The following is a 23,200-nucleotide window of genomic DNA, read 5'->3' as shown; positions in this document are numbered from 1 at the left end:
ATTAAAATTCGTGACTTTTATTGACTGGCAGCGAATGGATGACTGTCTGAGGTTCTGGTGTTCGTTTTCGACTGATCATAACTGGCAACAAAAGTATCAAAATGATGGTGGTATTTACGGCAACGAAGAACACCATGATGAGGGCGTAAACCGCGAGTAAAAGACTTTTTCTGTTGTCATCGATACTGCGAAAACAAAATTTGATGAAAAGAAAGTAGCCTCCAAACAGAAACGCAATGCCGAGCAAACCGTATTCGATGGCGGTATCGAGCACAAAGTTGTGGGTGTAAATTGCTAATTCATCGTAGTTGAAGTAATCGATCATAAAGTTGGGCAGCATTTTGGCGCCCACGCCTAAAATAGGGTGCTGCGTTAAGATATCCATGCCGTTTGCGAGTAGCAGCTTGCGATGCAAGTTGGACACCCATCGCGCTTCACTTTGGTTGGCAAACAAAATGTCTTCTTGAGTGATCTCCAGTTTATCGGCAAGAGCATCAAAACCGACGTAGAGCGTGGTAGAGACTGTTCCAATAACCACAAATGCCAACGCCAAGAGAAGCATCCATGTATAGGTTTCACTGATGGTTTTTCGCATCCAGTTTTTAATAAAAATCTGATCGAGAAAAAACAGCAAACAAAAGCCCAGCAGAGCTTTTCGTTCTTGAGATAACACGAGTAGCGAAAATGCAACTAGCATCAAAAAAGGGAACAGGCGAATTTTGTCGCGATACAAATAGAGTAGCGAGCACAACACTCCAAATCCGTATTTACTGACCCCGAGTAATTTAAATCCGCTTTGATAGCCTTGGGCGAAGTGCCATGCTGCGACTAGACCACAGATGATAAAAAGTAGGTAGGTGAAATAGACCATCACTCGCTCATCATCAAATGCACCGTAAGCGTAAAGTAAGCTCAGTAGACAAAGAATGGCTAGCCACTGAACGGTTTCGATCAATAGTGGGGCCAAAGGCACTCTGTTCAACAAACCATTGATAAATACATATCCAGTAAACAGTACCAAGAATCCGATACATGGGTGCAACAGTTGCTTTGCTCTTCCTTCTAAAATGATCAAGGCGATTAAGCCAACAGAAAGCAAGCTTGCGATATCGGAAGGTGCAAGTGCCACGCCACCTACAGCGAATTTAACTGGGACAAAAAACAATGCCAGAGTAATAGCTGCAAGGAGTGGAACGGTATTACTTATCGGTACAGAGCTGTTGGTAGATTCCATAATAGCCCTCTCGAAATTTGTCGATGGTGTAGAGTTTCGCTCGGTTGACGGAATAATGACTTGCCGAATTGTAAAGAGCCGCGTCTTCGCATAGCTCTGCAACCTTTTGCGCAAGCAGATTGCTATCACCGACTTCGAACAGATATTCTGAGCTGCCAGTAACCTCATCTAATCCCGGTACATCGGACGAGAGTACGGGCAAACCTGCTGCCATCGCTTCTACGGCGGCGAGCCCGAATCCTTCAACGTGGGAAGATTGCACGTAGATATCCATATCGCTGAGAAAGAGAGGGATATCGGATACGACTCCGTGAAAATGCACGCGAGGTGAAACGTTTAACGATTGAGCAAGTCGTTGAAGCGAGGCTTTTCTTTCTCCATCTCCGGCAAGGTGTAAGTGGTAACACTCAGGCAGTTTTGCGATGGCGTGAATTAACGTTTCGTGATCTTTGTGTTCATGTAGTCGGCCGACCATGCCAATGTTGATGGTTGCTTTCTCGCTGAGATCGTGGGCTTGTTTGGCCGTCATCGGAAAGCGATTTAAGTCGACGCCGTTATGTACAACTCGATACTTGTGTTGGTACCGAGGCATGAACTTCACCAATTCTTCTTGAACTTTTTCACTGATGCTAACGGTATAGTGGTGACCCCAATAGAGGACATATTCTATGAACTTAAACAGAGGGTAATCTCTGCGTCGGTTGTAAGAGCAGTGTTCTGTTTGAATGCGTTTTTTCCCAATAGCAAGCAGCGCTAGGTAAATAGACGGATACAGGTGTCCGTGAACAAGATCTGGCCAGCGTAGTAGTGACCATTTTTCCGATAGAGACAGTGTCTGCCAGTTAAAACATTGGATTCCCTGTGCGGAGAGTTGTTCCAAATAGTCGTTCTCAGCACACAACACGAGGATCTTGATTTCATACTCGGGATTATGCTCGAGCACCAAGTCCACTAAGAACTTTTGCGCCCCACCATTTTGAGATAGGTCGTTGATGATGTGTAAAATTTTTGTTTTCATCAGTGCGCCATTTGATACTTTTGTTTGAGTTCGGAAATTTCACTTGAAGTAAAAAAGTGGGTCGTCAATTTGGATGACAACATTTCCTCAATAAACTCAGGTTTAGGTTGATAGCTGTTTTTGAACTCATTGAGCAGCGAGGAGTACCATTTGTTGTTTGATTGGTTGTCGTGGACCACATCAACTGGATATCCGAGAAAATCGCCAACGGTAGCTGGTGATTGCTTCAGCTTGTCACTTCGAATTACGAGCAGAGAAAAGTTGCCTTGTTGGTAGGTTTGGCAACCAGCTTCATGATCGAACGGTTTATTGAACACGTCGATCCCTGTTAGCATTTTGATTTCATTATCAAACCACTCCAAAGGGTAGTGGTGATTCATGTGCTCTTCGAAAGCTTCTTGCAACAATTGCGGACGCTCAGATCGAATTGCACTGTCGTCATTTAGGTATTTTTCTGCCATCCAGAAAGGTAAAGATTGAAAGAACATCGAGATATTTCTACCAATCGGCTCTCTCACCAATGAGATGATGCGCACGTCTTGTTTACGTTTGAGCATGTGACTCATAACGCTTCGCTTGAGCAGACGTTTTACATAATGCTTGTTTGGTTGATGCAGCTTTGCTCTCACTGGAGAGATCTGCTTGTTAGCATCAATCGCCATAAGGTCATGCAAATGAATCGAGTTAGGAATCGACTTTTCTAACGCACTCGAGCCGACTTTACCCATTTGATATATCAGCACCGGGCGTTCTTGGCTTTTTAATATCTGATACCAAGACGCATGTTGATTAGTAGGCGTATTTCTGGACATATAAAGTCTCTCCTTCCTTAGCTTTTGCTTGAGTGATAAGCACGCCAAGAGACGGTATCGAGTGTTGTATTTGTTTAGATAGCGCGACATTAACCAGTGATGCTTTGGTGGACTCGGAACGAATCACTGTGATGAGTCCGTTCGCATATTGGCCTAAGATGAGCGCATCACTGACCGACAGCAGTGGTGGTGTATCGATGATGATGCGATCGTATTTATCTTGAAAATGGTCCAGTAGTTTTTTGAAGCGATTGGATGCCAGCAACTCTTGTGGGTTGGGTGGAATCAGCCCGGCAGGTAGTACATCTAAATTGGCGTCATCGATGCGAACGATACAATCTTTTATTGCGGTATCCATCGTCAATATGTTGGTTAAACCTGGCTGGGACTCAGGAATATTGAATCGTTTGGCTAAAGATGGACGACGCAAGTCGCAGTCGATAATCAACACTTTCTCCATAGTCGAGAAGGACACCGCCATATTGATGCTGGTGGAGGTTTTGCCTTCCTCTGGAATCGCTGAAGTAAAAGGTAAGATCTTTTGCTTAGTGTTGGTCAGCCTTAATAGCAACGACGTTCGAACAGAGCGACAAGCTTCGCTAAAGAGTTTTTCATCTTTATCTAAGTAGGCGGTATAACTTACCCCATTTTTTCGCAGGGTACGTTTTTTCACCATTGGGATAACCCCCAAGCATGTCACGCCTAGCTTATCTTGAACATCGTTTGAAGTGCGGATGACTTCTCGCAACGTTTCTAAAATGATCACCAATGCACAAGCGATAGCAAAACCGAAGAATGTGGCGATAAGCACCAGTTTCATTCGTTGTGGCGCGACAGGAAACAGGGGAATGATCGCTTTATCAGTAAAGCGAGCGGTCACATTTTTGTAATCGCTAGTAGCGCTGGTTTCTTTTTCTCGATTTAAGAAAGCTTCGTAAAGGTCTTTGTTTGACTCTACTTCTCGTTTCAATTGCTCATAGCGCGCCTTTTGCGAACCCAATGATTGGAAATCTGATTTTTTTCTGTCCAGTTCTTCGCGCAACATGTCTTCTTGAGCTTTCGCTGCAAGTAAGTCTTGTTGCTTACTAAAAGAGATTTCGCGAATCAATTGCTGAGTTCGCTCTTGAATAGAGGCGAGTTGCGCTTTCGCTTGGACCATTCGATCGTGTTTTGGTCCATAACGTTGCGCCAGTTCAGAAACGTTCTTCGCAGCTTGGGCTTCGGAAAGTTTTAAATCACGAATCTGAGCTTGATTGGCAAACTCGTCAATGGACAGCAGGCTATCAAGATTCTGAGAAGATTTTCTTTTTAGTAGTTGGATCAAGGTTTGCGCTTCGATGCGCTTATTGACAGCGGTATTGAGCTTACGGTTAAGCTCTTCTAGTTCGTTGGCGTAGATGTCGTCGATGCCGTTGATATCAATCAAGCCTTCTTTGAGCAAAAACTCTTGCAAAGCATGCTCTGATTTTTTTAAGCGCTCTTCGAGTTTTTGAGAGTTATTAGTCAGCCATGTTGCTGCATTTTGAGTCACTACGAGCTTGGCTTCGAAGTTGGCATCAATATAGGCCTGACCAACCGCGTTCGCGACTCTTGTTGCTAACTTTGGATCGGCAGAACGAAAGCTAATTCGCACTAACTGTGTGTTTCGAACAGGTTCAATTTCTAGCTTTCTTTTGAAGGCTTGAAGTGCTTGATAGTAAGACTCAGAGTATTGTGATGTCTCTTTTGGGCTAGGAGAGACATTCAATAAATCTTGTACTAACGGGACTGCTTTGATGTCGTCGATTTTTTGTTTTAGTCCACCGGAGCTCGTAAATTCAGGGTGTTGAGTTAAATTCAGTTCATTAATGACTTTGTCGGCAATGTGGTTGGATTTCAGAATAGCGATTTGTGTTTGAAAGTACTCTTTCTTGGTCGTATCTACGCCGTACACTTCTTCAATCGATAACGCACTTTTTTGCTCTTCTTGAATCAATAGCGTTGCTGTTGCTTGGTAAATGGATGTTTTGGAGTAGATGTACCAAGTGCACGTCAATGAGAATATAAGCGTGAACGCAGCAATGCTAAGCCAGTTTTTTTTCAGCGTTTTAAAGTGATGGCCAAAACGAATCAGTTCCACTTTGTTCATCTGGAAATTGTTGGGATGAGTTCCGTTCATTTGATTACCTGTCACTAGAAGAAGCTCTGATCAATAAAGACAATGTCGCCTGGTTCAACCGTGCGCTGCATACTCACGCCTTCTACGGTTTTGCCAGTTTTATGTTTGGTTAAGTTAATGCTTTTACGTGAAGCTCTATCGGTGAGCCCGCCAGCTAGTGCGATGGCTTTTTCTATCGTCAGTCCTGGTCGATACTCAAATCCTCCGGGTTTACGAACTTCGCCATTGACGTAAAACAAACGGAAGTAATTGATTGTCACCATGACTTTCGGGTTGATCAGATAATCGCCTTTTAAGCCCGTTTCGATTTCGTATTTGAGCTGTTTTGGCGTTTTATTGATCGCTTTGATTCGTCCAAGGTAAGGGTAATCAAAGTAACCATCTGACGTGATGAGGATGTTTTTAATAGAAAGATCTTCCTCCCCGTAAACTTGCACTGAAATAGTGTCACCAGTATCGAGTAGGTAATCTTGTTCGTTTGAATTCGCGCTAACAAAAGTACTGAAAAGTAGCAGAGCTAGGCCAATTAACTTGAATAATGGATTCATTAACATTCCTTGTTACAACGAAAATTGCGCGCTTACCGTCCAGACATTTTGGTCGTAGCTATAACCTGAACGATTGGATGTTTTGTCTTGATATTGCCAATCCGCTTTCAATTGAATCCAGCGTCTAATTTGATAATCAACGCCAGCGGAAAGGGTATATCGTTCGTCGTTTCTCGTGATGCCGGTGTAATCATCTTCTTGATAAATGCCACCTAAACGAGTGGCTAAATAGCTGTTCCAATCGTGTTTGATATCTAGGCGATAACGAGTCTGTAAGTTGTAGTCACCATCTTGGTCAGGGTTGACGGCTGCTTGGGTAGTTTTGACCGTCACCAACGTTTGCTCTTGTGGTAGCCATTCAAATCCGATATCCCAGCTAAAGCCTTTGAAGGTTTCTCGTTGTTCACTATCAAAGTCTTTAACTTGATAGCCAAGCCTTGCGATACCTTGGGTTTTCCCCGATATTTCCCACTCAGCACCGGTGTAGTAAAAGCCGGTGTCGCTGTCTTTTGATGCAGCGCGAGGGTTTTTATTAAGGTACTCGGTGAAGACTTGTTTTGTCCCAACTAACCAATAGGTTTTAGGAGTCGCTCTAAGGTAAAACTCAACGTGGGCGTTTGGGGCGCGGAAGTCGTTGTACTTAGTTTTTGCGTTGGGCTTGCCAGGTAAACCGTTACGATAATTTTGGTAAGTTTTATCGCTGTAGCCTAAGCCAAATTCGAATCGTCCTTTCGCACCAGCAGAGCCAAACACGTAGTTGGTTTTCAAATCATTACGGTAAAACTCGATAGGTGAATCGAGAAGGTTACCTTGTCCTTCAGTGATGTCTTCACCGCGGATTTCATGCAATGCCTGAAAACGATAATCCACGACTAAACGATGACGATGATTGAATTCAAAAAAATTGGTGAACTGAAAGGTATGGTCATCGTAATCATTCTTATCGTCCGAAGAAAAGCCCGCTTTCAGCTTGTACTGAATGTCTGCGCGATATTGATTGCGTTCGATACGTGCCAACAAGCTAGGCTCTAGTCCCCAAATGTTTACGGATTCTATATCTTGAGATTTTTCCGCTTTGTTTATGTTGTCGTCACCTTCGTAGAACGCTTTGACCAATGGGATAAACTCAATGCCAGATTCAGTTTGATACGCCATTGGCTCTGCTAATGTAGCTGTTGAACAAAGGGCGAGCGCAAGTGCTGGAGTTGTTGTTTTCATCATCGCCGCCTTAGTACGCATTGGAGCCAGTAAAGCCTTTGAACACGGTAAGGAAGATGATTTTGATGTCCATCCAAACCGACCAATGATGGATGTAATCCAAATCAAACTCGACGCGTTTTTCCATCTTATCGAGCGTGTCGGTTTCGCCGCGATAGCCGTTGATTTGAGCCCAACCTGTAATGCCTGGTTTGACTTTGTGGCGCAACATGTAGCGGGCGACAATCTGACGATATTCTTCGTTGTGCGCAACGGCATGAGGACGAGGGCCAACGATCGACATAGTGCCTTGTAATACGTTGATAAACTGCGGCAGTTCGTCTAATGAGGTGCGACGTAGAAAACCGCCAAACGGAGTAATACGAGGGTCGTTTTTCGTAGCTTGTTTGATGTTTGGCCCTTGATCCATCGTCGTCATCGAGCGGAACTTCCAAACTTCGATTTTTCGACCATCCAAACCATAACGATGCTGCTTAAATATTACAGGGCCTTTTGACGTCAACTTAATACCGATGGCGATAGCAAGCAGGATTGGTGATATCAACACTAAGATAATGCTAGAAAACAAAATGTCTTCGAAGCGTTTAATCCAGGATGAAACACCAGCAAAAGGCGTATCGAACACGCTGAGAGTTTGAACTTGACCAATTTGATCCCAGCGAGAATGGAGCAGGTTGTAAGTAAAGAAATCCGGGATCAGATAGGTGTTCGCTGTGGTGTCGGAGAACTGGTTCAGGATGGAAGCAATGCGCTCTTTAGCATGCATTGGCATTGCAATGTATACGTAATCGACCTCACCTCGTTTTGCTCGTTCTAACGCTTGGTTTACCGCGCCTTTGATTGGGTATTCGGAGCTAGGCAATCTGTCGCTAGAGCGTTCGTCATAGAAGCCGTCAAATAGAACACCATGCTCGGTGTGGTTTTGAATCTCGTTGGCAAGGGTAATGCCGTGAGGGGTCTGACCGATGATGATAGCGGTGCGTGTGTTGAAGCCCATTTTTCGCAAATAGGCCAAAACGGTACGAAAGGTTACTCGCCACGCCAACAGTAATGCCGGCGTAATAGTAACCCATAACGCTAAGATACTGCGGTCAAACAAAGGGTAAACTTCGGAAAAGTAAAGCACCATGAAAAGTAGGGCGCTTGTCATTAACCACGACATGCAAACAATGAACATTTGCTCTCTAAATGAGCTTGTCCGCCATGAGCGATATAGGTTGCCGCTCTCCGCCATAAACAAAAATGAAATACCCCCGACGAAGGACAAGATGACGTAGTCCTTATCCATCGAGGTATTTGTGTCTTTCAATACTAGGAGCAGCATAAAGGTGACAATGACAGCAAGATCTGAGAGGCGATATAAAAAAGCGAACTCCATCTCATAAGAACGAATTAGTCCTTTGTGTTTCATGACCTAGTTTCCCTTCTAGCACGCTACCGCCATTGGGGTGATTGCCCAATAGCCGTGTCGCGAACGTTTTAATTGATGAGCAGAGACATTTCTATGAATGTTTCTGAATTTCTGTAACGCATAAATTCGAAGGTAAGTTTAAAAATTCGTGTTGTTTAGGTAAGTGGAAATAAGAATGAAATTTAGACCTTTGGCTAAGTTTTGCTGTTTAGGAAAAAGCTGGTACTTGCTGCGCAGGGATGAGGAAAAGTATTAAGAAGCGAGTTTGATGATAAAAACTAAGGTTTAATTTCTTGATGGTCTAACGGATGACTTATTTACAGGGAAGTTAATGATTTAGTCTTGGGTGCGGAGTATGAGTGATGAGTCCAGCGAGCGAGTGATGTCGGTCATTTATGTGGTTTTGATACAAAAAATCCCTCTCAGGAGAGAAGGATTTATAACAACTATAGGTGAATAACTTATTCGAAATCTACGCCATTTTCTTTAAATAGACGTTTACAAGCACGACCATCACTATGGAATAGGTGACAACGGTGAGCAGGAATACCGATTTCCAATTTATCGCCCGTGTCGACAGCTAGCGTGTCTGGTTGACGATAGATCACATCCGCGTCTGCGCCTTCTAGGTTTAGGTAAACCTGAGTTTCGTTACCAAGCTTCTCTACGATCATCACTTCACCGTGAATGGTTGCGTCAGCTTCGGTTGCAGAAAGTAGGTGCTCTGGGCGAATACCCAAAGACATACGGTCGCCACGGTTAACGGTTGTACCATCTACAGGAATCCAGAATGATACGCCGTTAGATAGTTGAACTTTAACGCGTTCTGATTCTACTTCATCGATGAACACGCTCATGAAGTTCATTTTTGGAGAACCGATGAAACCAGCCACAAAGCGGTTCTGTGGGTAGTGGTAAAGTTCAAGAGGTTTACCAACTTGAGAGACGTAACCACCATCTAGTACGACGATTTTATCCGCCATGGTCATTGCTTCCACCTGATCGTGTGTAACGTAGATCATGGTGCAGCCAAGTTGACGTTGTAGTTTGGTAATTTGCGCACGCATGTTTACACGTAGCGCGGCATCTAGGTTAGACAAAGGTTCATCTAGAAGGAATACGTTTGGTTGCGATACCAGTGTTCGGCCGATAGCCACACGTTGACGCTGACCACCTGAAAGTGCTTTCGGTTGACGCTCAAGCAGGTGACCCAGTTGTAGGATTTCTGCTGCGTGTTCAACTCGTTTGTCGATTTCTGCCTTGTCTGCTTTAGCCAGTTTTAGACCAAATGACATGTTGTCGTATAGGTTTAGGTGTGGGTATAGAGCGTAAGACTGGAAAACCATACCAACACCACGTTTGGATGGTTCGACGTCATTCATGCGCTGGTCACCAATATACAAATCACCTGAAGTAATGTCTTCAAGACCGGCAATGCAACGTAGAAGGGTAGATTTACCACAACCAGATGGACCTACGAAAACAACGAATTCACCTTCGTCAATCTGTAGGTCTACGTTTTTAGAAATCAGTACGTCGCCATACGCTTTACAAACATTTTTTAACGTGACACTCGCCATGTAGCTCGTCCTCGATCAATTTTTTTATTATTCACCGCTCATCATTATATGAATTATCTAGCGAGCAGTAACAGTAGGAATCGGTAAGTTATTGCGGTTGGTAAGAAAAGTAGGGTAGCACTTCAATGAAATGTCCTAAATAGAAGTGCTACCCATCATAGCCAAGTACGAGTTTCTCTCCCCCACATTATTCGTGTTGTCTCCCCCGTGAAATAATTACCACAAACAACACCAATAATGACATTCCACTCGTCTGGCAATGCAAAACCAGCAAATCTTTTTACCTAGCTAATAGGCACTGCTGGGAAAGGGTTCTTACCATCCACTCTTGGATGAATGCAGTTTCTAAGATTGTGCTATCTGCTACATCCTCCTAATCGAAATAATTGTAGGGGGAGTAGATGGGGAGGAGTAAAAAAGGAGGAGTAATGAAGCAGTTGGGCGGAAATCACATTATTGCACCGCCTAAAGTTGAAACCGATCACAGGAAGTATCCATTTTGTGATTTGAGTCTCTTACCCTTGGCGATTTAGATCACGAAAATACGTCATAATTGTAAGGGCGTAGGGATTAGGAGGATGAGACATATTGGATTATTTCAGATGATATATGTCGAAATACGGCTGAACCTCAATGGACTAGCCCTACATCAAAAATATAAAAAGGATACGAACATGAAAAAGTTAAGCGCTGTAGCACTAGGTACTCTTGTTGCTTTGGGTTCTTTTGGTGCTAATGCTGCCATCGAAGAAGGACAACTTACTATCTGGATCAACGGCGACAAAGGTTACAACGGCCTTGCTGAAGTTGGTAAGAAATTCGAAGAAGACACTGGTATCAAAGTAACAGTGGCTCACCCAGACGGCCTTCAAGATAAGTTCCCTCAAACTGCAGCAACAGGTGATGGCCCTGATATCGTATTCTGGGCTCACGACCGTTTCGGTGGCTACGCAGAAGCTGGCCTACTAGCAGAAATCAAGCCTTCTAAAGCAATCCAAGAAGGCATCGTTGACTTTGCATGGGATGCAGTACGTTACGACGGCAAACTGATTGGCTACCCTGTTGCGGTTGAGTCCCTATCTCTAATCTACAACAAAGACCTAGTTCCAAACCCACCAAAATCTTGGGAAGAAGTTGCAGCGCTAGATGCAAAACTTAAAAAAGACGGCAAGTCTGCAATCATGTGGAACCTAAAAGAACCGTACTTCACTTGGCCTCTAATGGCTGCTGACGGTGGTTACGCGTTCAAATACACTTCTGAAGGTTACGACGTTAAAGACGCAGGCATCGCGAAAGAAGGCGTGAAAGACGCGATGAACTTCGTGAAAGGCTTGGTAGACAAAGGCGTTATCTCTGCGGATATGGACTACTCAGTTTCTGAGTCTGCGTTCAACCAAGGTAAAGCGGCGATGACTATCAACGGTCCATGGTCTTGGGGCAACATCGAGAAGTCTGGCATCAACTACGGCGTAACAACACTACCTAAGTTCCAAGGTCAGTCTTCTAAGCCATTCGTTGGTGTACTAACTGCTGGTATCAGCACTGCGTCTCCAAACAAAGATCTAGCGGTTGAATTCCTAGAGAACTACCTACTAACAAACGATGGCCTACGTATGGTTAACAACGACAAGCCTCTAGGTGCGGTAGCGCTTAACTCGTTCCAACGTGAGCTAGATTCAGATACTCGTATCGCTGCGACAATGGACAATGCGATGAACGGCGAAATCATGCCAAACATTCCTCAAATGAACGCATTCTGGGGTGCGGCTAAGAACGCAATCATCAACGTTGTTGACGGTCGTCAAACTGTAGATGCAGCTCTTGCAGATGCAGAAAAACAAATGACTAAATAATTCAGTAATACTTTTTTAAGGAGGGGGCAACTCCTCCTTACTTTTCTATATTTATTCTATATTCGCTAGCAGGTTCCCTATGCAGTCAGTTCAAGGTACAAATGCTATGACAGCACCAGAAGCCAGCCTTCCGAGCAGCAAAAAAGTGTTCATCAAATGGTCACTTTTAGGCACAGTCGGCATTCTCAATGGCTACGCAACAATCCTTATGTATTCTCGCGGTGAGATTGCGTTTGCACTACTTACGATCATTCTTACCGCTTTAGCGTTGTTCATTTTCGGTAGTAAAAAGACGTACGCACACCGTTACATTTACCCTGGTATTGCAGGGATGATTTTGTTCATCCTTTTCCCTTTGGCATATACCATCGGTTTGGCGTTTACTAACTACAGCGCGAAAAACCAACTCTCATTTGATCGTGCTCAGAGCGTCCTGTTAGACAGAACTTACCAAAGTGGTGATAGCTATCCATTCACTTTGTACAACACCGAGCAGGGCCACCAAATTGTGGTTGAGAAAGATGGCGAGCTACTAGCAACTCCTGTTTTCCAACTTCAAGGCTTCTCAGAGACAGACTTAGACCTTGCGCCTATTACAGAGGCGGCAGGCGATAAAGAGCCAATCAAAACCATCGTGAAGAACCGCACTGCGCTAAGTAGCGTTGACCTGCATCTTCCGAACGGTGATGATATCCGTATGAGCGGCTTGCGTAAGTTCGCAGCAGTGGTTCCGCTCTACACGTTGCAAGAAGACGGCGAAACCCTTTACAACAACCGTACCCAAGAAACACTGCGTCCAAATATGGAAGTGGGTTACTACCAACCAGTGGATGAAAATGGTCAGTTTGTTGGCAGCACCGTGTCTCCAGGTTTCGTGGTGAACATTGGCACGCACAACTTTGAACGTGTGTGGAAAGATGATGGCATCAAAGAACCATTCATCAGCATCTTTATCTGGACTATTGTTTTCTCTGCGCTAACCGTAGTCTGCACATTGGTTATCGGCTTAGTGTTAGCAAGTGTTGTTCAGTGGGAAGCGTTGAAAGGTCGTTCAATCTACCGATTACTACTGATTCTGCCTTATGCGGTACCGGCGTTTATTTCTATCCTGATCTTCAAAGGTTTGTTCAACCAGAGCTTTGGTGAGATCAACATGCTTCTGGAAGGTTTGTTTGGTATCAGCCCGGCATGGTTCTCTGACCCATTCATGGCAAAAACCATGATCCTGATTGTGAACACGTGGCTAGGCTTCCCTTACATGATGATTCTATGTATGGGTCTGCTAAAAGCGATTCCTGATGATCTTTATGAAGCATCGGCTATCGATGGTGCGAATTTCATCACCAACTTCACGCGTATCACAATGCCGATGATGCTGAAACCGCTGACTCCGCTATTGATTGCAAGCTTTGCTTTTAACTTCAACAACTTCGTTCTTATCCAGTTGTTGACAGGTGGTGGTCCAAACATGATTGGTACATCAGAACCTGCGGGTTACACAGACCTATTGGTAAGCTACACCTACCGAATCGCATTCGAAGGCGCAGGTGGCCAAGACTTCGGTCTAGCAAGTGCAGTAGCAACACTTATCTTCCTATTGGTTGGCGCGTTGGCACTTATCAACCTACGTGTAACTAAAGTAGCTCAAGACTAAGGAGAGATTACAATGGCAATGGTACAAGGTAAGTCATTAAAGTATCGTGTTTGGGCTACTCATATTGCTATGTGGGCATTCTTAGCACTGATTATTTTCCCATTATTGATGATCATCGCGATTTCGTTCCGTGAAGGTAACTTCGCAACGGGTAGCTTGATCCCAGACAACCCAACGCTTGACCACTGGAAGTTAGCGCTTGGTTTCTCAATTACGAACGCAGATGGCACCGTAACACCACCTCCATTCCCAGTAATGACGTGGTTGTGGAACTCGGTAAAAGTTGGTGGCATCTCTGCAATCTTGATTGTGGCGCTGTCTACAACATCGGCTTACGCGTTTGCGCGTATGAAGTTCAAAGGTAAGAACACCATCCTCAAAGCGATGATGATCTTCCAAATGTTCCCAGCGGTATTGGCATTGGTTGCTCTATACGCGTTGTTCGACAAACTTGGTCAGTACATTCCTTTCCTTGGTTTGAATACGCATGGCGGTCTGATCTTCGCTTACTTAGGTGGTATCGCACTGCACGTATGGACGATTAAAGGCTACTTCGAAAGTATTGACTCGTCTTTAGAAGAAGCGGCTGCTCTTGATGGCGCAACACCATGGCAAGCATTCCGTTTGGTATTACTGCCACTGTCAGTGCCAATCCTAGCGGTAGTATTCATCTTGTCGTTCATCATGGTAATTGGTGAAGTTCCTGTAGCATCACTACTACTTTCTGATGTAGACTCGTACACACTTGCAGTAGGTATGCAGCAATACCTATATCCACAAAACTACTTGTGGGGTGACTTTGCTGCTGCTGCAGTTCTATCAGCAGTGCCAATCACTGCAGTATTCTTACTTGCTCAACGCTGGTTGGTTGGTGGTCTAACCGCTGGTGGTGTGAAAGGATAATCTCAAGTGGTCTGAGATTGACAAGAATAACTAGAAAAGGGCGACCATATGGTCGCCCTTATATTTAGCATCGATATTACACTTTTGGTTTGGCCGCCGATCAGTAATATCCTGCTTCTATTGGCGTTACGCATAGCTGGCTGTTAGCTTAGTTCCTTACGATTCAATCACTAACAGTTTTTGTAACCATAACCTGAGTCTTGACTCAGGTTTTTTTATGCTTAATAAACACACAAAGAGTAGCGGCTTTGCAATGGATTACACAGGGACGCCGAGGTGCCCTGCGAATCACTTCACATAAATACCTGTGATGGCGGGAAAGTATGAGATTTAGGTCTTACTAATGTGCGGTGTCGTGGACGTATTTACGAGTAAGGACGTCAGTTTTAACGAGGTGAAGACGGGAAATGCCGAGGTACTTAAAACTCGCGGCTAGATGGCGCGCAGCCAACGTATTGTAGCAGTGTATACAAGCTCTCTTGTTGTAGCGCTACGCGACGAAACAGGTTGGCAAAGGTGGTATCGCCGCCGAAACAGGTCTGAATATAATGGTTAATTTCCGATTCGTTATAACCCTCGACGTACATGGTTCTTACCCATTGATATTCGACCGCTTTCAAATTGGTCAACGTCTCTTCACTTAAGGTTGTTTGCTTTAGTCTCAAGATCCAAACTCTATATAGCTCCAAAATACAGGGTGGATTTAAGCAAAACAAGGTGACGGAATTATGACAATGTGTCACGAGTGTGAAGCAAATGGCCGAAGCATGATGTTGCTTCACACTCTGAGTTGGAAAGTGGGGTAAAGAGGGGCTTTCGAAGCAGGAAAATTACTTAAGATATTTAACGTGCGCTTCCATCTCTTCGCCAATTTCTTTACGCATATTCATTAAGCGAATAGCCGATTGCTCTAGAGCCTTGTCTTCATCAGATTCAGGAATCCACTTCGGTACATCGGTAGGTTTACCGCTTTCATCTACGGCTACCATAATCACGATACAGTGCGTAGTTAAACGATTTTTCATCTGTTTTGGATCGCTAGCTTGAACATCAATGGCGATGTGCATTGAGCTTCGACCAGTGTAAATGACTTTCGCGCTAACTTCCACAAGGTTGCCAACATGAATAGGTGCAACAAAACGAATCCCACCCGCATAGGCAGTAATGCAGTATTTTCCACTCCAAGCGGCACTGCATGCATAAGCGGCTAAGTCGATCCATTTCATTACAGCGCCGCCGTGAACCTTTCCGCCAAAATTAACGTCGCCAGGTTCTGCTAAAAAACGAAGGGTAATATCTCTTTGACCACTGCTCATCTGTCATTCCTTTGTGAGTTATTGTTCTGACAATGTAGCAGCAAGCGTTTGTGACGGGAATAGGGCGAGCAACAAAACATTAACTTTTGTTTGAGGTGTTGATACCAAAAAGCCACGGCTCTACTCCGTGGCTTTTCTCTTTGTTGTTAGGCAGAAGTTGACGGTAGCTCTTGGCCTGCAAGATCTTGCTTCTTACGTACTTTTATCTGCGACAGAATCACGCCGGAGATAACCATCAAGCCGCCGATAATATGGTACACATGAATTTCTTCACCGAGCAGTGTTGACGCTAAGGCGACAGAGACCACAGGCATTAAGTTCATGAACATGGCGCTGGAGTCTGCGCCAATCAAATCTATTGCTTTTACCCACATCAATGGAGCGAAAATAGACGCTGCGATACCAGCATAAGCGATCAGTGGAAGCGCCTCTTGGCTAGGAAGCAGTTGTTCGCTTGAAAGCCACAGTGGAGTCAGCATGATGACAGAGAAGAAGCCTTGCATGTAAACCAATGTTAGGCTGTTAAATGGCATCTTCCAACGTTTTAAAAGCACACAATATGCGGCATAAACTAACGCGGCCAGTAACATTAAGCTGTCGCCTTGCGTCATATCTTGATGCAAGAAGTAGGTGACGTCACCGTGCCCAAGCATAAATGCTAAACCACCAAGTGAAATTACCCCACCGACAATGCTCAACATAGAAACCGATTTACTCAATAGAGGGACGCTTAAAAACACGCTGATCAAAGGCACTAATGACGTAATCAGCGCCATGTTTGAAGCCGTTGTAGTCAAGCCTGCGTAGTAGCCTAACGACTGGTTAAGTACCATGCCGAGTAGGGCTAAAAATGCCAGTTTAGTCAGGTATGGGCGAATTACATGACGCTGTTTGATTACGGCTGGCAAGCAAAATGGCGTTAGGAGAACCATCGCAACAAACCAACGATAGAAGCTCATTGCGCTAGGTTCAATCGTGCTTGCCGCCATTTTGTTTACGATAGAATTTCCACCCCAAATCATGACAGTAAAAAACGGAAGCAAATAAACCATGAGAACCTCATCGCACAATAATTGATGGCGCTAGTCTGACAGGTCTTTATAATGAAAAGTATCTCTTAAAAGACATCGTAAGTGATAGGAAGACAATTTTGAAAAAGAGTGCGAGAAATCTTCATCCTTCATTATCAATTGATCGTGCGCCATCGGATGTTTTTATGAATTTTGAAGCGTTTCTTTCCAACACGGAAACCCGGATTCATAGCCATCCTTGGGGGCAAGTGCAGCTGATCAGCGGTGGGATTTTGGAAATGGATGCGGAGGACACACGATTTTTAGCGCCACCTCATTTGGCAATTTGGGTGCCAGCGGGCATTCGTCATACCAGCTACAACCGAAAACCAATCGAATATTGCTCATTGAATATTGCACCAGAGCTGACGGCACATTTTCCAACCAAAACCAGTTTAATTAAAGTCACACCCATTGTTTCTGCCATCATTGAGGACTTTCGTCAGCGTGACATTAACGTCGCGCAGAGCGATGAAGACAAACGCTTGGTGCGAGTGTTGTTGGATCAACTGGCGAAACAAGAAGTGGAACATCACTTTTTACCGACAACCGACAACAAATATCTTCAGCCAATCTTAAAAGCGGTAGAAGAATCGCCAACCGATGAAATCAGCTTGGCGGAGTGGGCGGCAAAAGTGCATACCACAGAGCGCACGTTAGCGAGACATTGCCAGAGTGAGTTAGGAATGAGCTTTACTGAGTGGCGTTTACGTGTGCGGTATTTGCACTCGATGGAGTTGCTACGCAAAGGGCAAACCGTAAAAGAAGTCGCGCTGACATTAGGTTACAATCAAGCCAGCCCTTTTATCGCGATGTTTAAGAAATACTCCGGCATGACACCGGAGCAATATAAGAATCGCTTGTTATAGCTGAGCGAGGACGTAATCCAGACCACCCACAACAGCAGCGACTTGTGCATCATTGCACTCTTCGTCCGTTACTTTCGGGCTGTCTGGGTAAACTTCTGTGGTGGTGCCGTAAACGCAATTTGTTACGCCGCCACACAGACCCAGTTTCACCATTGGGTAGTTGATAACGCCAAATTGTACGACTGGTGAACCAATGATCTCGCCGTGTTCATCTGCTGGTGCAATGTGAGTCACTTTTGCGACCGATTCAATGACTGCTTTTTGGAAGTCAGGTTGAGGGTTTTCAGTATCTCCCACGGTGTAAAAGCCATCTGGGATCATACCTTCAATGTACTCAATACCATCACGAGCAGCTAAGGCAGGACGAAACTCAGTTTCGTCAGAATCTGTCGTCTCGTGCAAATCAATGTGCATTAACACGTCGCCCAATGTCGATACGAGCTTGATCAAGTTGGCTGACTCTTCCGCTGGGCTATCTGCATAGAAAGAGCGGTTTGGATCAATCGCGTTTGGATTCCAACGGTTGATCACTTCGTAACCCCAAGGGCTCACGCAGGGTGCCACTACAATATTGAAGTGCTCTGCGTAATGCTCTGCTTCTGTTGCTACGAATTTTAGCGCGCCGTGTACGCCGCTGGTCTCGTATCCATGCACACCGCCAGTTACAAGAACAATCGGTTTTGCTGAGTCCCAGTTACGTGTTTTGATGCAAAACAGTGGGAAGCGAGCTTGGTCGTAAGAAAGCGCACCATATTGTTCTACATCGAAACGGTCGCGTAGCGCATCAATTTTGCTGACTACTTCATCTTGGTAGCTGCGTTTTACTTCGCGCTGTGCGAGCCACGCTTTACGTTCTGCTTCGCCCCAAGGTTGGCCTGGGGTACCGATTGGGTAAGAGTATCCGCTTTTCATCTATACTTTTTCTTTTGTGTGCTGAAAGGTATGACAAGACTAGACCTGTCTTATCTTATCGGCAATACAAAACACCAATTGTGACGGTATTCTTTGCAAAATCATCACTTTGCCAAGGGGTTTAATGGTGTTACATTTTGTTACTTACTCAATTTCATATAAGAGATAAAAAATGGCTGGAGCAAGTTTACTCACACTGTTGGATGATATTGCCGCGGTATTGGATGATGTTGCGTTGATGTCAAAAATGGCGGCAAAGAAAACCGCAGGTGTATTGGGTGATGATTTAGCGTTAAACGCTCAGCAGGTCTCGGGTGTCGCATCTGAGCGAGAAATTCCAGTCGTTTGGGCGGTGGCCAAAGGTTCATTTAAAAACAAACTGATTTTGGTGCCTTCTGCCTTATTGATTAGCGCAATTATTCCTTGGTTGATCATGCCATTGCTGCTAATCGGCGGTTTGTTTCTCTGTTTTGAAGGGGCTGAAAAAGTACTCGAAAAACTGTTTCCACACTCACATCCCCATGAAGAAAAAGAAGAGCTTGTGGATACGGGCGAGTCGTTAGAAGAATACGAAAAGCGAAAAGTTGCAGGTGCGATTCGAACCGATTTTATTCTCTCAGCGGAAATTATTGTGATTGCGTTGGGTACCGTGACTGGTGCGAGTCTTGTGACGCAAATCTTAGTGGTGAGCTTAATTGCGGTCATCATGACCATTGGTGTTTATGGCTTAGTAGCAGGCATCGTGAAATTGGATGACTTGGGCTTCTACCTTGAAATTCGCTCAAAAGGTAAGGGCTGGATGGCGAAAGTTGGCAGTGCTTTAGTTGCTTTTGCACCAAAGCTGATGAAGTTGTTAACGATTGTGGGAACTGCTGCGATGTTTTTAGTCGGTGGCGGGATTGTAGTGCACAACGTGCCCGCCATTCACCACTTTGTAGAACCGATTATTATGAACTTTAGTGGTCATTCGGTTGCTACAGCGATTCTGCCTATTTTGCTTAACGGCATTATCGGTTTTGTAGCGGGTTTGATTGTGGTTGCTGTATGGACGGTGGTAGAAAAGCTTCGCGGTAAATAATCCACATATAAATTGAAAAAGGGCCATGCTGTCTCTAATGCGGAGAACGTCATGGCCCTTTTTTATGCACGTTATTTACGTGAAGCGATTACTTCACTTTCCACTCAATTTGTTCGTTTGCACGAATAGGCACAACGATGTCGTTGCCAAATGGCATGGATTCAGGAACATCCCAAGCTGATTTTTCTAGCGTCACCGTATCTGCGTTGCGCGCAATACCGTAAAAATCGGGACCGTTGAAGCTTGCGAACGCTTCCAAGTTTTCCAGCTTGCCTTCTTTTTCAAAGACTTCTGCATAAAGCTCTAGCGCCGCGTGCGCAGTGTAAGAACCTGCACAACCGCAAGCCGATTCTTTCGCGCCTTTTGCATGCGGAGCAGAGTCGGTACCTAGGAAAAACTTCTTGCTACCACTGGTTGCGGCTTCGATTAGCGCTTGCTGGTGGGTGTTGCGTTTTAGAATCGGTAAGCAGTAGAAATGAGGCTTAATGCCACCGACAAGCATGTGATTGCGGTTGAAAAGCAGGTGGTGAGCAGTAATGGTAGCGGCAACATTATCAGACGCGTTGTTAACGAACTGTGCTGCGTCGGCGGTGGTGATATGTTCTAGAACGATTTTAAGATTAGGGAAGTCATTAACGATAGGAGCGAGGACGGTATCAAGGAATTCTTTTTCTCGGTCGAAGATATCAACGTGGTGATGAGTGACTTCTCCATGAACCAAAAGCAACATCCCGACTTCTTCCATGGCTTCGAGAACGTGGTAAATGTTCTTCGCATCGGTCACACCAGAATCTGAGTTAGTCGTTGCACCTGCAGGGTAAAGCTTCGCTGCGACAATTTTACCGGTTGCTTTTGCTGCGCGAATCTCTTCTGGCGTGGTGTTATCGGTTAGGTAAAGCGCCATCAGAGGTTCGAATTGCTCGCCGTGCTGCTCTTTCAGAATTCGATCGCGGTAGGCAAGTGCCATTTCGGTATTGGTAACAGGTGGGACGGTGTTTGGCATGATCAGCGCGCGGCCATTGTAGCGGCTGATATCGCGAACGGTGTCTTTTAGAACTTCACCATCGCGTAAGTGAACGTGCCAGTCGTCAGGACGAGTAATAGTCAGTGTTGTCATTAATTGCTCCCACCATTGAAAAGTTGTCTGATTGGAGCCTAAACGCTGCATTTGCCTTTTGGAGCAAACGCTTGCGCTTAGGCGACAGGATGATAGAGGAATTGCCCTCACATTTCATCCCATTTTTCACTTTTCTACAGAGTAGGAGTGTAAGTGGTTACTTCATCGTTAACCAAAGTGCGTGAATCGTACCTGGCAGGAAGAAGAAGAAAGTTAGGATCAAATTGATGAAGAAGTCTTTATTCAGACCTTTTTCCATGTAAACCGCTACCGGTGGAAGAAAGATACACAGCAAAATTAGAATCAGTTTTTTTGTATCCATGGGTAAAGCTCCAAGTCAATGAATGGATATCGTCAAAAATATGGCGCATTATGTGTTTCGTATCACACTTTATCAAATGGTATTTGGTCAGAGCAGTGTTAAAAAATGTGAATTCTGAGTGTAGTAAAGGCATCTCAGTAAATCCAAGTCGTTTTCTCTCTTAACGGTTTGATTTTGGGATAAATGCTAATGCGTGAATCTGCATCTTAATGTCATTTAGGTATACAATACTGCAACAAATAAAGATCACCCGTAGGAAGAAGGCTATGTCGCAACCCGTTTTATCCCAAATCAATGTTTTTCCGGTTAAATCAGTCGGAGGTGTGTCGCTTTCGTCCGCATGGGTAGAAAAACAAGGGTTGAGTTTTGACCGTCGTTTTATGATTGCCAAAGCCGATGGTTCGATGATCACTGCGCGAAAGTACCCTCAAATGGTAACCGTGAAATCAGCGTTGCTTGCCGATGGGGTGGTGTTCAGTAGCTTGGGAATGGAACCACTTAAAATCCGTTATCAAGATTTCAAAATGCAGGAAACACCCGCAACGGTTTGGAAAGATACCTTCACCGCTTACACGACTACCGATGATGCGGATGATTGGTTTAGTCAGGTATTGGGACAGCGCGTAGAGTTGCTTTTTAGCGGTGAACAATCCAATCGTGTCCGTGAAAGCCTGGGACAAAATGTGAGTTTTGCTGACGGCTATCCAGTGTTGGTGATCAGCCAAGCTTCGCTAGAGGAATTGAACAAAAGAAGTTCTGAGCAACACTCCATGGATCAGTTCCGCACAAACTTAGTCGTATCTGGTACCAAGCCATTTGAAGAAGATTCTTGGAAGCGCATCCGAATAGGGGAAGTGGAGTTCGAATCTCTCAAACCTTGTGAGCGTTGTATTCTTACCACGATCAATACTCAGCGTGGCACTTTCCGTGAAAGCAAAGAGCCGCTCAAAACGTTGCAACAGTTCCGCGCCAATGAACGAGGTGGTGTGTTCTTTGGACAAAACCTTGTGGCGCGCAATGAGGGCATTATTCGCCAAGGCGATAAAGTTGAAGTGCTCGAATATAAGGAGCCGGAGTTTTATCCGGACAACTCACCTGTGCGCATGATGCTGACGTGTGTTGAGCGTGAAGAGATTGCTCAAGATTTCGTGACCTTATGGCTAGAACCGAGCAAAGGCTCTTTACCAAACTACTTACCGGGCCAACATTTGCCGATTGAGGTGGACATCAATGGTAAGAAAATTGGTCGTCGATATACCTTATCGTCTAGCCCATCACGCCCTGGCCGCTATGCTATCTCCGTTAAGCGTATTGCGGGTGGCCGCGTGTCGAATGTCTTGTTAGACAACCTACAAGTCGGTGATGTATTAGAGGCAGAAAACCCAGATGGTCAGTTCCACCTTAAAACGCATGATGCGCAGCCGCTACTATTGCTGTCGGCGGGCAGTGGTGTTACTCCAATGCTGTCGATGGTGCGCTATCTTGCAGACCACAATCAACTGAATGACGTGGTGTTTTACCATCAATGCCGTACTGAGCACGATATTCCATGTCGCTCAGAGTTAGAGCAATTAAAACGCGAACATTCAGGGCTGGAAGTGAAAATCTGTTTAACGCAACCAGCGGTGGATTGGTTTGGTCTTAAAGGGCGTTTAAGTCTGTCTCATATCAAGCAAATCAAAGACGTTGAACAACGACAAGTGTTTGTTTGTGGGCCCGATGGTTTCATGCAAAAAGCCAAAAACTTATTGTTGAAGAAAGGTTTGCCAGAGGCACATTATCATCAAGAAGCCTTTGGTGTTTCTGCTGTGGAAGCAAGACCAGAAAAAGAGGTTGAGATTGAATTCAATGGCTTGAAGATCCAAGGCAACAATCAAAAAACGCTTTTGGATCAGATTGAAGATGCAGGGCAAGTAGTGAGCAATAGCTGTCGTGCTGGCTTGTGCGGTGCGTGTAAGGTACAGCTCACATCAGGACAAGTTCATCACCCAGATGTACCAGCCTTGACGGATGAAGAACGCACAATGGGAACGGTATTGGCGTGTTGCGCGATTCCAGAAACGGATGTCACGGTAACGGAATAACCGAGAAGGTGCGGCCACTAACCAACAAAAAACGCTGCTAATT

20 protein-coding genes are annotated in these 23,200 nt (G+C 44.9%); 6 read left to right on the top strand and 14 right to left on the bottom strand.

Annotated elements, in window-relative coordinates; all coding sequences use genetic code 11:
- Window position 1 precedes the first annotated feature (1 nt).
- From BIW15_RS18830 to malK, 8 genes are all read right to left on the bottom strand, one after another.
- A complete protein-coding gene (locus BIW15_RS18830; protein WP_021450110.1) occupies window positions 2-1,234 on the bottom strand; it encodes an O-antigen ligase in 1,233 nt (410 codons plus the stop codon).
- The gene (locus tag BIW15_RS18825) at window positions 1,200-2,252 is read right to left on the bottom strand and encodes a glycosyltransferase (RefSeq protein WP_179115307.1); all 1,053 of its coding nucleotides are present in this window, start codon (window positions 2,250-2,252) and stop codon (window positions 1,200-1,202) included. Before BIW15_RS18825 ends, BIW15_RS18830 begins: the two co-directional genes overlap by 35 nt.
- Entirely contained in the window at window positions 2,252-3,064 is an 813-nt protein-coding gene (locus tag BIW15_RS18820) for a putative capsular polysaccharide synthesis family protein (RefSeq protein WP_031856333.1), read from the bottom strand. The genes BIW15_RS18825 and BIW15_RS18820 overlap by 1 nt, the downstream gene beginning before the upstream one ends.
- Window positions 3,042-5,222, bottom strand: a complete 2,181-nt coding sequence (locus BIW15_RS18815) for a polysaccharide biosynthesis tyrosine autokinase (RefSeq protein WP_005478105.1) — start codon at window positions 5,220-5,222, stop codon at window positions 3,042-3,044. The genes BIW15_RS18820 and BIW15_RS18815 overlap by 23 nt, the downstream gene beginning before the upstream one ends.
- Window positions 5,223-5,236: 14 nt before the next feature.
- Entirely contained in the window at window positions 5,237-5,770 is a 534-nt protein-coding gene (locus tag BIW15_RS18810; RefSeq protein WP_005463089.1) for a polysaccharide biosynthesis/export family protein, read from the bottom strand.
- A gap of 12 nt (window positions 5,771-5,782) precedes the next feature.
- Window positions 5,783-7,009: an outer membrane beta-barrel protein gene (locus tag BIW15_RS18805; protein WP_031791557.1), complete on the bottom strand. Its 1,227-nt coding sequence runs from the start codon at window positions 7,007-7,009 to the stop codon at window positions 5,783-5,785.
- The gene (locus BIW15_RS18800; protein WP_023584596.1) at window positions 6,999-8,399 is read right to left on the bottom strand and encodes an undecaprenyl-phosphate glucose phosphotransferase; all 1,401 of its coding nucleotides are present in this window, start codon (window positions 8,397-8,399) and stop codon (window positions 6,999-7,001) included. Before BIW15_RS18800 ends, BIW15_RS18805 begins: the two co-directional genes overlap by 11 nt.
- 461 nt (window positions 8,400-8,860) lie before the next feature.
- Window positions 8,861-9,979, bottom strand: coding sequence for a maltose/maltodextrin ABC transporter ATP-binding protein MalK (gene malK / locus BIW15_RS18795; protein ID WP_005463102.1), 1,119 nt, complete (start codon window positions 9,977-9,979; stop codon window positions 8,861-8,863).
- 674 nt (window positions 9,980-10,653) lie between these two features.
- Here malK and malE point away from each other — a divergent pair.
- From malE to malG, 3 genes are all read left to right on the top strand, one after another.
- Complete coding sequence (malE, locus tag BIW15_RS18785) at window positions 10,654-11,832, top strand: maltose/maltodextrin ABC transporter substrate-binding protein MalE (protein WP_005463104.1); 1,179 nt, start codon at window positions 10,654-10,656, stop codon at window positions 11,830-11,832.
- 79 nt (window positions 11,833-11,911) lie between these two features.
- Entirely contained in the window at window positions 11,912-13,486 is a 1,575-nt protein-coding gene (gene malF / locus BIW15_RS18780) for a maltose ABC transporter permease MalF (protein WP_005499668.1), read from the top strand.
- A 12-nt stretch (window positions 13,487-13,498) separates the two neighbouring features.
- Complete coding sequence (gene malG, locus BIW15_RS18775; protein WP_005463109.1) at window positions 13,499-14,389, top strand: maltose ABC transporter permease MalG; 891 nt, start codon at window positions 13,499-13,501, stop codon at window positions 14,387-14,389.
- A gap of 419 nt (window positions 14,390-14,808) precedes the next feature.
- On the opposite strand, the gene BIW15_RS18770 is transcribed toward malG, so the two are convergent.
- From BIW15_RS18770 to BIW15_RS18760, 3 genes are all read right to left on the bottom strand, one after another.
- Window positions 14,809-15,054, bottom strand: a complete 246-nt coding sequence (locus tag BIW15_RS18770) for a hypothetical protein (protein ID WP_017447309.1) — start codon at window positions 15,052-15,054, stop codon at window positions 14,809-14,811.
- Between the two features lie 165 nt (window positions 15,055-15,219).
- Entirely contained in the window at window positions 15,220-15,705 is a 486-nt protein-coding gene (locus BIW15_RS18765; RefSeq protein ID WP_005499665.1) for an acyl-CoA thioesterase, read from the bottom strand.
- A 146-nt stretch (window positions 15,706-15,851) separates the two neighbouring features.
- Entirely contained in the window at window positions 15,852-16,757 is a 906-nt protein-coding gene (locus BIW15_RS18760; protein WP_077281439.1) for a DMT family transporter, read from the bottom strand.
- A gap of 98 nt (window positions 16,758-16,855) precedes the next feature.
- Here BIW15_RS18760 and BIW15_RS18755 point away from each other — a divergent pair, with 98 nt between their 5' ends.
- Window positions 16,856-17,644: a helix-turn-helix domain-containing protein gene (locus BIW15_RS18755; protein WP_017447919.1), complete on the top strand. Its 789-nt coding sequence runs from the start codon at window positions 16,856-16,858 to the stop codon at window positions 17,642-17,644.
- Here BIW15_RS18755 and BIW15_RS18750 read toward each other — a convergent pair.
- Complete coding sequence (locus BIW15_RS18750; protein ID WP_065771434.1) at window positions 17,639-18,556, bottom strand: M14 family metallocarboxypeptidase; 918 nt, start codon at window positions 18,554-18,556, stop codon at window positions 17,639-17,641. The genes BIW15_RS18755 and BIW15_RS18750 overlap by 6 nt on opposite strands.
- Before the next feature lie 172 nt (window positions 18,557-18,728).
- Here BIW15_RS18750 and BIW15_RS18745 point away from each other — a divergent pair, with 172 nt between their 5' ends.
- A complete protein-coding gene (locus BIW15_RS18745) occupies window positions 18,729-19,634 on the top strand; it encodes a DUF808 domain-containing protein (protein ID WP_020834983.1) in 906 nt (301 codons plus the stop codon).
- Window positions 19,635-19,722: 88 nt separating this feature from the next.
- Here BIW15_RS18745 and pyrC read toward each other — a convergent pair whose 3' ends face one another.
- Window positions 19,723-20,751: a dihydroorotase gene (gene pyrC, locus BIW15_RS18740; protein ID WP_005480191.1), complete on the bottom strand. Its 1,029-nt coding sequence runs from the start codon at window positions 20,749-20,751 to the stop codon at window positions 19,723-19,725.
- A gap of 157 nt (window positions 20,752-20,908) precedes the next feature.
- The gene (locus tag BIW15_RS18730; protein WP_005480188.1) at window positions 20,909-21,073 is read right to left on the bottom strand and encodes a YqaE/Pmp3 family membrane protein; all 165 of its coding nucleotides are present in this window, start codon (window positions 21,071-21,073) and stop codon (window positions 20,909-20,911) included.
- Window positions 21,074-21,339: 266 nt separating this feature from the next.
- On the opposite strand from BIW15_RS18730, the gene BIW15_RS18720 reads away from it, so the two are divergent.
- Window positions 21,340-23,157 carry a hybrid-cluster NAD(P)-dependent oxidoreductase gene (locus BIW15_RS18720; protein WP_077281437.1) on the top strand — a complete coding sequence of 606 codons (1,818 nt, stop codon included), beginning with the start codon at window positions 21,340-21,342 and terminating at the stop codon, window positions 23,155-23,157.
- Window positions 23,158-23,200 lie beyond the last annotated feature (43 nt).

This window comes from Vibrio sp. SALL6 (assembly GCF_002002385.1).
GTDB lineage: Bacteria > Pseudomonadota > Gammaproteobacteria > Enterobacterales > Vibrionaceae > Vibrio > Vibrio parahaemolyticus.
The sequence above is the reverse complement of the archived record's forward strand: the minus strand, read 5'-3'. Positions and strand labels throughout refer to the sequence as shown.